This is a genomic window from Rhodanobacter sp. DHG33 (assembly GCF_014843005.1).
In the GTDB taxonomy this organism is placed as follows: Bacteria; Pseudomonadota; Gammaproteobacteria; order Xanthomonadales; family Rhodanobacteraceae; genus Rhodanobacter_A.
In genome coordinates this window covers 522,887-537,204 of sequence record NZ_JACYXM010000002.1, presented here as the reverse complement: position 1 = coordinate 537,204, position 14,318 = coordinate 522,887, and the positions used below count along the sequence as shown (strand labels likewise).

The 14,318-nt window shown below is 61.3% G+C and carries 11 protein-coding genes; 5 read left to right on the top strand and 6 right to left on the bottom strand.

Going from position 1 to position 14,318, the window contains the following annotated elements:
* Positions 1–75: 75 nt before the first annotated feature.
* Entirely contained in the window at positions 76–3,138 is a 3,063-nt protein-coding gene (locus IHE46_RS05375; RefSeq protein WP_192163576.1) for an Rne/Rng family ribonuclease, read from the top strand.
* A gap of 85 nt (positions 3,139–3,223) precedes the next feature.
* Here IHE46_RS05375 and IHE46_RS05370 read toward each other — a convergent pair whose 3' ends face one another.
* On the bottom strand, positions 3,224–3,877 hold the full coding sequence (locus tag IHE46_RS05370; protein WP_192163575.1) for a response regulator: 654 nt from the start codon (positions 3,875–3,877) through the stop codon (positions 3,224–3,226).
* Between the two features lie 769 nt (positions 3,878–4,646).
* Here IHE46_RS05370 and IHE46_RS05365 point away from each other — a divergent pair.
* Positions 4,647–5,426 carry a hypothetical protein gene (locus IHE46_RS05365; protein WP_192163574.1) on the top strand — a complete coding sequence of 260 codons (780 nt, stop codon included), beginning with the start codon at positions 4,647–4,649 and terminating at the stop codon, positions 5,424–5,426.
* Positions 5,427–5,825: 399 nt separating this feature from the next.
* On the opposite strand, the gene IHE46_RS05360 is transcribed toward IHE46_RS05365, so the two are convergent.
* Positions 5,826–6,200: a hypothetical protein gene (locus tag IHE46_RS05360; RefSeq protein WP_192163573.1), complete on the bottom strand. Its 375-nt coding sequence runs from the start codon at positions 6,198–6,200 to the stop codon at positions 5,826–5,828.
* A gap of 310 nt (positions 6,201–6,510) precedes the next feature.
* Here IHE46_RS05360 and IHE46_RS17195 point away from each other — a divergent pair, with 310 nt between their 5' ends.
* Positions 6,511–6,831 carry a DUF3761 domain-containing protein gene (locus IHE46_RS17195; RefSeq protein ID WP_192163572.1) on the top strand — a complete coding sequence of 107 codons (321 nt, stop codon included), beginning with the start codon at positions 6,511–6,513 and terminating at the stop codon, positions 6,829–6,831.
* 1,087 nt (positions 6,832–7,918) lie between these two features.
* Here the strand turns inward: IHE46_RS17195 and IHE46_RS05350 are convergent.
* Positions 7,919–8,971: an alpha/beta hydrolase gene (locus tag IHE46_RS05350; RefSeq protein ID WP_192163571.1), complete on the bottom strand. Its 1,053-nt coding sequence runs from the start codon at positions 8,969–8,971 to the stop codon at positions 7,919–7,921.
* Positions 8,972–9,161: 190 nt separating this feature from the next.
* Between IHE46_RS05350 and IHE46_RS05345 the strand changes: the two genes are divergently transcribed.
* A complete protein-coding gene (locus tag IHE46_RS05345) occupies positions 9,162–9,698 on the top strand; it encodes a hypothetical protein (RefSeq protein WP_192163570.1) in 537 nt (178 codons plus the stop codon).
* Positions 9,699–9,764: 66 nt separating this feature from the next.
* Positions 9,765–10,214, top strand: a complete 450-nt coding sequence (locus tag IHE46_RS05340) for a hypothetical protein (protein ID WP_192163569.1) — start codon at positions 9,765–9,767, stop codon at positions 10,212–10,214.
* Between the two features lie 169 nt (positions 10,215–10,383).
* Here the strand turns inward: IHE46_RS05340 and IHE46_RS05335 are convergent, their stop codons facing one another.
* The 3 genes from IHE46_RS05335 to IHE46_RS05325 form a co-directional block, all read right to left on the bottom strand.
* Positions 10,384–12,309 carry a hypothetical protein gene (locus tag IHE46_RS05335; protein WP_192163568.1) on the bottom strand — a complete coding sequence of 642 codons (1,926 nt, stop codon included), beginning with the start codon at positions 12,307–12,309 and terminating at the stop codon, positions 10,384–10,386.
* A 322-nt stretch (positions 12,310–12,631) separates the two neighbouring features.
* Positions 12,632–13,999, bottom strand: a complete 1,368-nt coding sequence (locus IHE46_RS05330) for an AAA family ATPase (RefSeq protein WP_192163567.1) — start codon at positions 13,997–13,999, stop codon at positions 12,632–12,634.
* A complete protein-coding gene (locus IHE46_RS05325) occupies positions 13,989–14,294 on the bottom strand; it encodes a hypothetical protein (protein ID WP_192163566.1) in 306 nt (101 codons plus the stop codon). The genes IHE46_RS05330 and IHE46_RS05325 overlap by 11 nt, the downstream gene beginning before the upstream one ends.
* Positions 14,295–14,318 lie beyond the last annotated feature (24 nt).

The following is a 14,318-nucleotide window of genomic DNA, read 5'->3' as shown; positions in this document are numbered from 1 at the left end:
GGCGCGATCCCCGGCAGGCCGCCACCTCGGCGCCACCGTGGCACGCGACGCGCGGACGAGCCGAGGAAAATTACAATGAAGCGCATGTTGATCAACGCAACTCAGCGTGAAGAGTTGCGCGTGGCCATCGTCGATGGCCAGAACCTCTACGATCTCGATATCGAAATCCCCTCCCGCGAACAGAAAAAGGCCAACATCTACAAGGGCCGCATCACCCGCGTGGAGCAGTCCCTCGAAGCCTGCTTCGTCGACTACGGCGCCGAACGCCACGGCTTCCTGCCGCTGAAGGAAATCGCCGACCAGTACTTCACCCCCGGCCTGAACCCGCACAAGTCGGGCATCCGCGAGCTGCTGAAGGAAGGCCAGGAAGTCGTCGTCCAGGTCGAGAAGGAAGAGCGTGGCAACAAGGGCGCCGCCCTGACCACCTTCATCTCGCTGGCCGGCCGCTACATGGTGTTGATGCCGAACAACCCGAAGGCCGGCGGCGTCTCGCGCCGGATCGAGGGCGAGGACCGGCAGGCCCTGAAGGAAGCGCTGGAGCACGTCACCGTCCCCGACGACGTGGGCCTGATCGTGCGTACCGCCGGCCTGGGCCGCGACGCCGAAGAGCTGCAGTGGGACCTGGACTACCTGTTGACGCTGTGGCGCTCGATCTCCAAGGCCGCCAGCGACCGCAAGGCGCCGTTCCTGATCTACCAGGAATCCAAGCTGTTCATCCGCGCCCTGCGCGACTACCTGCGCAGCGACATCGGCGAGATCCTGATCGACGAGGAATCGCTGTACGAGGACGCCCGCGAGTTCATGCAGCAGGTGATGCCCACCTCGCTGCGCAAGCTCAAGCTGTACAAGGACGACACCCCGCTGTTCAGCCGCTACCAGATCGAGACGCAGATCGAGAGCGCGTTCGACCGCCAGGTGCGCCTGCCCTCCGGCGGCTCGATCGTGATCGACCAGACCGAAGCGCTCACCGCGATCGACATCAACTCGGCCAAGGCCACCAAGGGCTCGGACATCGAGGAAACGGCGTTCAACACCAATCTCGAGGCCGCGGTGGAGATCGCCCGCCAGTGCCGCATCCGCGACGCCGGCGGCCTGATCGTGATCGACTTCATCGACATGGACAGCCCGCGCCACCAGCGCGAGGTGGAAGAAAAGCTCAAGGACGCGCTCAAGCTCGACCGCGCCCGCGTGCAGGTGGGCCGCATCTCGCGCTTCGGCCTGCTGGAGCTTTCCCGCCAGCGCCTGCGCCCCAGCCTCGGCGAAGCCACCCAGATCGTCTGCCCGCGCTGCGAAGGCCACGGCCACATCCGCAGCGTGGAATCGCTGGCGCTGTCCACCCTGCGCCTGATCGAAGAGCACGCGATGAAGGACAACACCGGCCAGGTGCTGGTGCAGGCGCCGCCCACGGTCGCCAACTTCCTGCTCAACGAGAAGCGTGCCAGCGTGGTCGAGATCGAGCTGCGCCACAAGGCGCACGTGGTGATCGTGGCCGACGACAAACTCGAAACGCCGCACATCGCGATCCAGCGGATCAAGGAAGCGGACATGGGCGAGCACAGCAAGCCCAGCTACGAGCGCATCACCGCGGTCGAAGCCGCGCCCCTGCCCAAGATGGGCCAGGCGCTGGGCAGCAACGAGCAGCCCGCCGTCAGCGGCATCGTGCCCGCGACGCCGGCGCCCGTGCGCGAAGAAGCTCCCGCATCCGCGCAAGCACAACAGCAGTCGGCACCTCGTCGCCAGGCCGCGCCTGCGCCGGCCGCCGCGACCCCGAGCAGCGGCGGCATCATCTCCCGCCTGTTCGGCTGGTTCCGCAGCGGCGCCGCCGCGACCGACACCGCCGCACCTGCCGCGCCGGCTAGCGGCAACGACCGCAACAACGCACGCGGCAACAACCGCCAGCAGCAGCCGCGCCGCGACGAACGCAACCGCAACGCGCAGGGCAACAACAGCAATCGCCAGCAGCAACAGCGCCGCGACGAACGCCGCGACGGCAATGCGCAGCAGTCCAAGCCGAACCAGCCGCAGAACGCGCAGCAGCAGGGCGGCCGCAACAAGGGCGAAGGTTCGCAACGCCAGCAGCAGGCCAACCAGGCGCCGAAGCAAGAGCGTCAACAGGATCGTCAGCAACAGCGCAACGGCAATGCGGACAACGCCAAGGCCGCCCAGCCCGAACGCAAGCCCGCGGCCACGCCTGCCGCTGCAGCTGCCGCTCCGGCAACGCCGAAGTCGGAAGCCCCGGCGCCCCGCCCTGCAGCCGTGCCGGCCGAAGCGCTCGATGAGACCAAGCTGATCGCCGCCCCCGTGGCCGATGACCAGGAAGTAGCCGCCGATGCGGCCAGCGGCGACGCCGAAGGCCCGTCGCGCCGCCGCCGTGGCCGCCGCGGTGGCCGCCGCCGCCGCCGTCACGACGAGGCAGCCGCAGGGACGACGCAAGACGCCGAGCAGGCCGGCGAGCTGGACGACGAGGATCGTGACGAGGCCGAGACCGACGACACCCAGGCCAAGCCCACCGCAGCAGCTGCGCCAGCCGAAGTGCAGGCCTCGGCCGTTGCCGCGCCCGCTCCTGCCGCAACCGAACCCAGCACGCCGGCCGAGACCGCTCCCGTAGCACCACGACCGGCACCTGCGCCGCGCGCACCAGTGGCACGGACCGAGCCTCGCCCCGAACCTGTCCGCACGGTGTTGACCGAGGCGCCGCTGGCCGCTGCCGTCGCTACCGCTTTCAGCCTGCCGTCGCTGCCGCCGATCCCGGAAAAGCCTGCCGCACCGAACGTGCCCGCGGCGGAAGCGGCACACCCGGCCGAGGCGATTGCCCCTGCCGTCGAAGCGGATCGTCCGCGCGAGCCCGCGCCGCAGCCTACCGCGAACGAAGAGAAAGCGACCCCGGCAGCGGCGCCGACACCCTTCGTCGACACGGAGCCGCATGCGGCGCCCGCACACGCAGGCGTCAACGGACATGTCGCACCGGCACCCACACAGGTACCCGCGCATCCGCAGCAGGGCGACCTGCTGGGTCACGCCATCGGAACTGGCAATGCCCCTGCCCCTGCGGCACCTGCCGAGCCCGAGGCCAAGCCTGACGATGCCGCGACGGAATCGGAATCCACGGAAGAACCGAGGCACGACGCCGCCCCCTGAGCGACGTCCCGCCCATCAACAAAAAAGCCGAACCCGCGGGTTCGGCTTTTTTTATTGGCGGCGTGGCTAACCCGGTACCGGAAATTCAGGTCCCCACCTGGTGGTTCGGCGCATCGATCAGGCCATGTTCCGTCATCAGATAGGCCAGCCCCAGCACATGCTCCACCTGCAGCTTCTCCATCAGGCGCTGCTTGTAGGTGGATACCGTCTTGGGGCTGAGGTTGAGCTGCTCGCCGATCATCGTGAGCGGTTTGCCGCGCACCAGCATCATGGCCACTTCCAGCTCACGGCTGGAAAGCACGTCGAAAGGCGAGCTGCTTCCGTCCAATGTAGCCAGCGCCAATTGCTGGGCCACCACTGGAGCGAGGTAACGCCTCCCTCCGGCTACCTGACGTACCGCCGCCACCAACTCGTCGGCATTGCAGCCCTTGGTCAGATACCCCGAGGCGCCGGCATCCAGCAGCCGCTTGGGAAAGCGGCCATCGTCCACCACGGTAACCACCACGATGCGCGTGGGTAACTCGGCCCGGCACACCCGTTCGGTCAGTTCGATGCCGCTCATGCCAGGCATGTGCACATCGACCAGGGCGACGTCGGGCTTGAGGCTGCGGATCAGGCGCAGCCCTTCCTCCGCACTGCCCGCCTCGCCACAGATCTGCATGTCCGGCTGCTGCTGAAGGATCATGCGGAAACCCGTGCGTACGAGTTCGTGGTCGTCGATCATAACGATCTGGATCATGCCCTTCTCTCCTTAGATGAATACACCCGGCTGCCGATGGCTGGTGCCCCTATCCATCCCATGCGCCTGGCCAAAGAATACAAGCCAGCACGCCCATGCGCTGGCCACGAACCGCGGCACCGTACCCAAATGCGACGCCTGTCTCACGATGCGTGACAAACGGCGCATAGGCAATGCCTCACTCACTCTGCCATCTCATGCTCGGATGCATTGTCAGCCGACGCCTACATACCGTGCCAGTATTCGTCTACTCCGCATAGTCGCGATGTGAATAACACAAGACAGATGCATCCACGCATGCGGCATTCCGCCTTCTGTCGATATACGGCGAGACTGCCTCGATGAAAGGGCCACGAGTGCGGTGTCGGCTAGTCAACACATCGGCACCACTTTCGATATCCATTGCAACCATCGAGCAATCTTCATGGCATCGCCGGCAAGAAAAAACCGACAGCCTCGATTCCTCGAGGCTGTCGGTTCTTGAGATCCCTTAGCGGTGGCGTCTATCCAACAACCACCGGGAGCCCTTGTTCTGTAATGATCGCTGGAGTTACAGACAAAAAGTTACCCCCAAAGTTACCCCCAGCGCGTCGGGGTGACTGTCCAAGTCAGGCCGCGGCAGCCTCGTCAGACTCGATACCGGGGTAAGGGTAATGTCGGCTTCGGGCAAGGCGGCATCACACCTTCCCTCTCGACCTATGCAACATGACGACGCAATCGGCCGGTGATAACCGATTGAAGTTCAATCAGCCCAAGGAGAATGACGGCCGTGCCCAAACAGGAAAAGCTCGATGCGCTGTTCCAGCTTTTGCAAGAGATGACACTCTGCGTCAGAAAATCCACTGCATCCACAAGCATGCGATGGATGGAGCACATCGAGAAAGCGCTAATGCTCGCGTTCATCACCACCATGATCAGTCTGGCCATCGTTGCCGTCTGGTATAGGTTCGCATCGAACCAGCCTCTTCACGGGGTACCTGAGCCTGTCGAGATCATCTACCTCATCGGAATGCTGCTGGCTGCGCTGTACATGGTCACGACCATCATCAACATCGCAAGCATGTTCTGGGGGCACCGTCATGAGCGTTTTGCCACCATTTTGAGACCACTCAAAAAGGATCTCGTAGCGGATGCCGATTTCCTCGCCCGCCTCAAGGATTTCGACAAACCAACGCTGGCGTATGGACTGGTCCAGTATCGCCACCACCATGAAGTCTCAGACGGAAGGGTTGCCATGCTTGCTGGAGACATCCGCAAGATTGGCCTGTTCCCTGCATTGATGGCGGTCGCTGTAGCAGCCGCAACCCTCCTCAAGCAAGGCGGCAGCAATCCCTTCTTGTGGGCTCCGGTGATTCTCGCCTGTTGTTTCTATCTGGTGGGTGTCGTGGTCATCGGGCAGCGCGAACGCGCTAGCCAGGTGATCGCATTGCTGGAGTATGCCGTTGGCCAAGTCGATGAATTGGAAACAAACCGCTCGTCACCCGATAGCGGCCACGTGCAGCGCGCACCAACAACGGAGACTCGGAAGGAAAGGAAACATGCAACATGATCGTGCACTTGTTACTCGGGCAGCATTGCCCAGCACCGGCGCAAGCATGACGCCGATTCAAGCCAGTTCACGAACCGGATGATGTCCGCTATGGGTCAGAAGCGAACCTAACCAGGTTGCTGGCAACGCCGCCCGATAGCAACGTCCGTAGACGACTGCCAGATCCGCCCAAAAGAAAGGCCCCCATTTCGGGGGCCAGTGAACCGCGCAGGGGGGACAGCAACGGTTCGGGCGCACGGTGCATCGGTAGAGGAACCAGACTTCCCGGGCCATGACAATTTGCAGCAACGGCACCTGGCTGGACAGCGGGGAATGGCGTACGGCGATGTAGGCGAAGCCTGATGCGATGTCCGTGCAGGGCTACATAAGCGGCGTCGGAGCTCCGTCTTGAACGAATTGTTAGCTAGCTTGCCGCTGTACTACCAATGGCAAAACTCCTAAACCAGCAGGGCCGATTGCTATAGGGAAGTGCAAGACCTTGCCACAGGACGCGATTTCGACCACGAGCTCTTGTACGGCCATGTTTGGCGACGACAAGAACGAGGAAAGGTTTTCGATAACGTAATTATCTGACAGATGGATTTCCCGAAGCTCTTCAGAGTGTAGACGCTCCTCGTCCGATTTCTGGTTTGAGTCGACCGGTCGTAGATTGAAGCTGAGAATCACAGCATGGTTGCGAACAGTTACCACGAAGTTATCGGCGCCGATCGAGTCGCCTACATCGTCGTACTGTAGGTACACGCTTGAAGCGCCTTTACGAAGTACACGTTGCATAGATCCTCCTTGATAGCTGACTACTGAATATACGAGCCCCGACATCCGGTTATACATGTTGCGACACGCAATATGGACCGCAACGCCCCCTGCTCTCGACTTCGCGGAAACCCACCCAGGCAGACCCGGTTAACGCGCCCGAGTATAGCCAGGCGCTGCAGGCGGGTTGATCCGCTAGATCTGTCTGATCGGAAGGAGCGCCTCGACGACAATATCGCCCTGAAGCAAACGCGCTGAAAAGGACTATATTGCCCAGGCGTACCAGGGGGTGCGTGCTTGCCGGAGCTTACCGGCAACCAGGGGAAAGCTCATGCATCGGCAACGCTTCCTGGCGGTTGTGCTTGGTCTGGCCTGCGCATTTGCTACGGGCACACCTGCCTACCAAGTCGCACCACCCCAGCCAACGCCACAGACGCAACAGCAACCGACACCGCCAGCACACGATGATCGGCTGATCGAGTCAGGAAGCTACGTCAACAAAACTGGCAATGCCGTCCACCGACCTGCGCATACCATCTCTGGCAATGTCCCTACGGGTGCGACCGCTCAATGCAGGGACAGCAGTTACAGCTTCAGCCAGAGCCATCGAGGGACGTGTTCACATCATGGCGGCGTATCGCGTTGGCTCTGACTCGCCAGCATCAGTACGCCTTACTGCATCTTACAAGGAGGGCCCATGGCTTTGATCGAATGCCCGGAGTGCGGCCACACGGATGCGCATGGGGTAGATGATATGGCCAGGAGGTCGATGCCTGTGCCAGAGGTCAGATAAATGCGCGTCCTAACATACAAACAAACTCATAGAGGCGACCCTGATGAGCGAGGCGTCTTCGGATCATCCGACTGCATGGGCTCCATCAGGAACAGGGCGTTTGATGCTGTAGTTGGAATTGGTTCAAAACATCCTTGGGCCGGCCATGAAGCTATCGCGGGCAAAATCACGTGGATTGGCGTTGGCCCGATTCGCACATCTTTAGGCGATAGAGGCGATCAAGTCTCATTCGAAAAATTCTTATTGCTAGATGGGGAGGGCCTCGATTTCGAGTCGGTGGCGCCGATGCTCGCCAAGCGATTCTATGAGACAAAAGCTCGCTCTATCTCCCGGAGCTATTCAGATGAAGAAAAGCGAGAGATTACTACCCTGCTCGCTAAACTCCTGGCTGACCCTCGCTGTAAGCGGAGCGTGCAAAATCCCCCCTTAAACAAGGGTGAGTCGCGGAGAAAAAAATGTGTTCGCATCTGTAGTCGCGACTGCGATACCGACTGCTAGCGCGGTGTTCTATCTGACAATCCTCTGCAGCCTTGTCCTGCAACGATCACTGAAACATCAGTCGGCAAGCCCAAGAAGAATTGCCTCCAGAGCGTCGCGATATCTATAAACACGACACGCGAATCGAGGAACCGCGCAACGCTTCTTCGTGCCCCAGCTCCTCGGCGCAGTCTGTGGCCTCGCCGTCCAGGTCGCAGGGAAAGAGCGTGTCATAGTTGGGATCTGCGTGTTCCGAATCGACGCTTTCTGCGACGAGGGGTGCTGGCATGGACTTACATTGCTGAGCTCACTGCTGCTGTGCCGAGGTATGAAGCTGCCAATGGCTAATGGCTGGAATCTTGTCGCGGGCTAAGAACGACCTTAGCTCTGGGGCTGAGCTACCTGTTCTCGACCTCAAAGCAGCTCCTTGATGGACAATGCAGCCCGCGAACTGGACGACTCGTTCGCTCTAGTCGTGAATCAGCGGGACGATCTGCGTCTTCAGCACTTTGAACTGCGCGTCGATCATGAGCGGGTTGGGATCATGACCTACTTTGTCGAGCACAATGTATTTCTTGGTCGGCGCCTGGATGCGATCGAAATACGCCTTGGTAACAGCCGGCATGGTGAGGAGATCTTCTTTGCCTTGGATGATGAAGACCGGCATGAGAAAGCTCGTGCCAAGCGCGGGCAAGTCGATGCGCGAGAGCATGCCATCGCCCCTCATGCCCACGAACTGCATGTACGAATAATCTTCGCCGGCGGTGTATGCAGCCTGGTAGGCCGTAGTCTCGTACTGCAACGGGTACTGCCACCACGAGTCCGGCGCGGGTTGAGTGGCTTTTGCCTCGTACCGGCGGGTGATCCGGCGGACGATGCCGAAGGCACGCGGGTTTTCCCACGGTGGTGCACCGAGAGCCTCGAGCGAAGCAACTGCCTTGCTATCGCCGGCAGCGCGCGTCAATTCCAGGATGCGCTCATAGGTGGCGCTCTGGTTCGAACGGTATTCGACCAACTGCGATGAGCCTTGGTAGGCAGAGAACAACTCGGGCTTGAGCTTGAGCATGTTGACTGCCAGCGCCGAACCCCAGGAGCCACCCAAAAGGATCACCTGTCGCTTCCCCAGGCGACGCGTCGCATAGCTAGCCACATCCACACCATCCCTCGCCAGCAGCGCCATCGTGAGCGCACGGTTGGCCGTATCGGGATTTTGCGCGAATGTCTTGCCGCTGCCGCGCTGGTCCCATTGGACGAGGGTGAAGTCCTTTTCCCACGGACCATAGACATTCTCTGCAAAGGGTGTTGACGGATTACCCGGGCCGCCATGCACGATCAACACAACCGGGTTGGCGCAGTCCGCACCGTGGATGGTCACCCACTGCTCGATCCCGTCGATGGGCACGAAGCCCTCTTCCGAGAGCTTCGTGCCTGGCTTACATGCCGCGGACGCGTGAGCTACTGACGAAAGCAGAGGCGCCAACAGTCCAGCTAACAAGCCGGCCGCAATCAACCATTTGTTCATACGCTCCCCCGCAGGCATGGGCTGCTCTCAGTAGGCACACATTAGGAGGAGTTCTCGACAAGGCGCGTGGGTAACAAGTCATGCGACAACACATTGTCCGCCTTGGGTAGAAAGCGGACCTAAGCAGAGCGCAGGCCCACTTGAGCGCATAGTGGCAACACTGAACCCGCCCGTGGTATGGGGCGGTTTTATGCCTGCGCGTCTCGGTCAGGCGACATTGTCACCACCCCTTATTGGCAGGAAGATGGTCAGATCTGCTTTCGATAAGGGGGGCGAGAACATGTTCCATCGGATAACTGGAGCACTACTGATCGTCGCGGGTATCAGCATGGGTGCCATCGGGGTGATGGGATGGATGCGTACCGATGCAATGGTGCGAATTTTTACCGAGTTATCAGCAGCGGGCGCCTTGCACGGCGCGACTTTTAACTCGGAACTTTGGTCAAGTCATTGGCGCCTGGAGAACCTCATTCTTACTGCCATTGGGAGTTTGACGGCGTCAGCTGGTGTGGTTGTCCTACGAAAGAAGCGAATGGGCTATTTAGTCGCGTTCGGTATCTTTATGTTTGCTGGGACATATCCCCTCGTTCTTCGCATCTGCGGCTATGCCCGATACAAGTGGGAGGGTGGGAGCATCCATAGCGGACTTCCCTTTTTCGCGGTGGCTCTCGCGGCGCTCTTGGTCTACATGGGTATGGTACGCAGCCAACGAACAAAGCGTGTTTAACGCTCGAGCGCGTGAAGCCGAATCATTCGACGTAACCAAATCGAGTATGTCACTGGAGATGAACCTATGAAGCTTGCTGGCACAGTGCTTCTGATGGGCCTACTTGCTGCTGGTGTCCTGCCGACCCGGGCAGCGCAACACTCAACCGGCCTCAACGACCTTGTTTCTGTTCTCCGGATATCACTCACAGACTCGGAGTACAAACGCAAGGAGAGCATCATCGTTTTGCCCGATGCGGCCGATCCAAACCTTGTCGAAGCTCTTTCGGTGCTTCATCGAACGACGATAGATAAAAAGGATATTCCCTACTCATCGACGCTGGAACTTCCATCCGGGTACATGCAGCTAGTCAGCGTAAGCGTCGTTGAGGATAAGGCTGAATTTAAGGCCACACTTGGGCCTGTAGAAAAATCAACCGGGTCAACGATGGGGTCTTGTGGCACTACGGTTCTGATCCCCTTGACGAAAGTGCAAGGTGTCTGGGTGGCGGGGCAAGAAGAAGCCGCAGTGTGCTGATAGATCAGGGAAGATCGACAATATTGACCCACCACCCAACCGGCTCACATCGCGCGCGCCTAGCGCATAGGCCTGGAACATATCACTTGCACACCGATCTGCCGGTTGCTCCGTAGCAGCACGTCGACCAACTGCCCGGCAGTGGCCAGCTCGAGCATCGAGAGGATGCTCATACGACCGGCACCGCGAAGTCACGGAACAAGCGCTGGTTCACGCTGTTCTGCTGTCCAGCGACCGCCTGCGCCGTGGCAAGAGGGTTGCTATTGCCCGTCACATGAATGTTGGTCGTGGCAGTGATCGAGCCTGGGCGCCCGCGCGTCTGCGCCGTGTTGCCAGCTGCGGCGCGGAACATCTCAGCGCTGTACGGGTTCATGCCGTTCTCGTGCTGCACGATGCCGCGCATCAAGGCCTGGAGCTGCGTCGGGTCGCGCAGGTTGAGCTGCTGATCAGGGGACACGCTCAGCTTCTTGGCCAAGTCGGTGATGTACGCGGCCGTGTTGTTCTCGCTGCTCGGAGCGTAGGTGCTGATGATGTCGCGCAAGGTAGTCAAGGGATGACGTGCCGCCCGCGATTGACCCGAGTAGTACAACATCAACTGGTTGGCCAAAGCATTCAGGCCAGCTTGTGGTGTTGCGTAGGCACCAATTGCACCTCCGGCGCCGGTGCGGAGATTCCCCGGATTGTTGTTTCGAATGCCCAACGGGTCGCTATGACCAGGCATATCCGACGCGGACACTTTGCCCGCCAGAATCGCCGCAGCCTGTTTTTGCAGGTCGGTCTGCGAAGGTTGGTCACCTGCCGCGTAGTAGCGATTTGCCAGCAAGAGTGCAGCTTGATAGCTCGAGCCCAGATAGGCGGACTTCTGTCCACGTACCTTGGCCCATAGCGAATTCGTGTCCGTTCCGGGAATTGAGGTCGGTCGCGGAAGTTCATCCTCATAACTTCCATCAGCTCGACGCTTTCCACCAAGGGCCGGCGAATATGCCAAACCAGCCGCGCCAAGCACTGCCGCCAAGGCGCCCATATTGATGCCGGCCAATGCGGCGCCGAACATGCGAATGGAACCGGTTGCACCTCCTGCTCCGAGCATCGGGATCAACCTACCCAATCCATCGATAACTGAGGTGATGCTGCGCAGAACGCCGAGCGTGAGCGCTCCTGCGAGAGCGAACGCAGCAACCTTGAGTATCTCCATCGAACTCGACAATCCATCCAGGCCATCAAGGAATTTCTTGACCCCATTGTCGACCTTGTTCCAGTCCAGGCTGTCGAGCCAGTTCAGCACGCGCTCGAACAGGTTGTTGAAGACATTGCCGATGTTCCGGGCGATGCGCGTGATCTGTTCGGAATGGCTGAGCAGCAGATGCCGAAAGCGATCGAGCGCCCCCCCTCCGCCTTGGTCGCCCATCAGGCCCGCGGCAACGCTAAGGCCGAGGATGTGGAAGGCGCCGCCGAGGCCACGCACCTGCACCATGAAGTCGTGCGACCGCTTCGCAGCCTTGTCCGAATCCATGCCGGCTTCGGCCAGCATCTTGCGGTAGTCCTCGATGTACCCGCCCATGCCCTGCTGCAGAGCGAGGCGCAGATTCAGCGGAATACCCAGGAGCTGGGCGTATTTGTTCTGCAGCGCAGTCGGCATGGTCGCCAGCTTCTTGCCGAAGTCCTGTAGCAGATCCGTTGCGTCGCGCAGCTTGCCATTGCTATCGCGTGTTCCAATTCCAAGTTGATGCAGCCACATCTCGCTTCCCGGCATATTGAGCATCCATTGATGGAAGCCCTGGACGGTGGCCTGTGCTTCTTGCACAGAACTGCCCATTTGCGAGGCGGCATAGCCGAAGGCCTGCAGGTTCTTCGCGGAAGCGCCGGCGCGCTGGCTGGAGTAGTACAGGCCTTCCATGGAGGAGGCCATCTTGCCCATCCAGGCCATGACACCCGCCGCCGCGCCGCCAGCGGCGATCACCTTGAGGGCATTTCCGAGGTCATTGACCATCTTGGTCGCGTTGTTCACACCATCGATGAACTTGCGCTCGCCCGTCGCGTCGACCTTGTAGCCAAGGCGAACCAGGAATTCCTTGATCGTGCTGGTGCTGCTCATCGGTTGTTCTCCTCAGTGTGGCTCGCGCGCGCGTACGCGCGATGCCGGTGGCTTGGGCGGCGCTTCCTCGCGCGCACGCGCGGGCGCGATGTCTGCGGGTTCGACGGCGCACTCGACTGGGCAGGCAGATCCCCCTCACCCCTATGTGCATCTGCTCTGCCTAGTCGGCTGACGGTGCGGAGGGAACGGACAGCAAGCGCCCATGAAGGCGCGCTTTTGCTGCCTCGTTCCTTCCCGTAGCAGTGGGCAGAAATGAATCTGCCCAGTCGCTTGCCCAGTCGAAGCGGCGTGGTTGTGCGATTCGTGAAGGCAGTGGGCAGATTCATTCCGTTTCGCCTTCTGCCCAGTCGATTGCGTGATAGATCGTCACTTCCCTTGGCGCCTGCTTGAGTCGCTCGACACTGGTGGTCAGAAGGCCTTGCTCGACTGCGCGTTGCAGATAGGGAAGCGCCCATTCCTTGGTTCGGCCGCATGCCACGGAGACAGCCTTCGCGCTGGCCGGCGTGTTGCTCGCCTGAAGCTTCCTGACAGCCTCTACGACGCCCGTGACCTTGACCGCTGTCTCGGTAGCCTTGGCGTCATCGCGAGCCTCAGCGCGCTTACCGTGAAGCATGGCGAGCACTTTCCGCCACCGCTGCCCGGCGATCGACGACGGCGGCGTGATTTCCTCCAACGCAGGGCCGAAGCTCGGCGTGGAGCGCCAGCGCAGGAAGATCGGAGCCGGATCGCGTGCCTTGGAGCTGTCCAGGCAGATCAGTGCCGAGATCCTGGCTGTGTCGTTGGGCGCCGCCAGCTTGCGCAGTAGAGTGCGAGCATCAGTCTCAGCGAACGGATCGTCATCGCTACCCAGGTTGATCAGCATGAAGCATTGGCGGGCGTTGTAGACCAACGCCGTGCCGCCGCGGATGTCGCTCACGCCGATGCTCAGCGTGCTGAGTTCTTTGGTGCCGGCCTGGCTCGTGTGGTGAACCAGGACGACGGCAACCCCTAGTTCGCGGGCGATCTGCTTCAGTGCGCCAACCAGAGTCCTCAGTCCGGCGTTGTCCTCCTCGGCATCACTCAGCGTGCTCGCTGTCTCGAAGATCAGCAGACCAGGCGGCACCGGATCGGTCATTCGCGGCGTCAAAGCGTCGATTAAGGCATTCACCATCGGGGCCTTGATCGGGCGTCGGTCGATCACCTTCACCAACTCGCGCCACTCAGCCACGTCGGGCGCGTCCAGATCCGGGACGATGAGCCGATCACACCAGGTGGCAGAGCTGCTCGTATCGCCATGGAGCCAACGGAGAGCCGCCACCTTGCGTGCGTACTGCTTCCGGTCGTCCTCGGCGCTGTAGATGACCGCATGCCGATCCTTGGCCGGCAAGAGGCCGCCCAGGCGCTTGCCGCGGACGTAGCCGGCAGCGATCGCCACCAGGCTGTAGGTCTTACCTTCGCGCCCCTGCGCGGCGACGATCGATACCTCACCGATGGGAAACAAGCCGGTTTCACCGTCTTCGAATGCGTGGGGATGCGATTCAGCAGCGGCGTTAAGCTCCTCCGTAGTGAACGGCTGCATGGCGGCCCCGACGCGACTGGCCAGCGGCAGCCTGGGCGGTTCCGCGTCGTCACCAGGCAGGATGGTCTCCGCCGGCGCTGGCGCATAGCTATCAACGTAGGTGTCGAAGTCATCCCTCGGATCAGCGTGCATGCAGCACCTCCCTGGCGTCGAAGATGCGCAGAGCGGCAATGCGGAGGCGGTTGAGATCGTCCGGATGAAGCGACCTGCCCTCATCCAGTTGAGCAGCTGCCAGCAGCATGACGTTGGCCTCCATGGCCAGCACGTCGAGAGCGCCGGCCCACTTCGGGATAGCAGCCGCTCGGCGCACCTCACGACGCTGCTCCGGCGTGAGCGAACCCAGGTCGCGTGTCGGGAAGAGATCGCCGACGGTGAGGCCGACTGCGCCGAGGACGTCATGGATCTGGCAGCCAGCGAAGCAATGCACCAGGGCTGCACCGTTGTCTCCCGC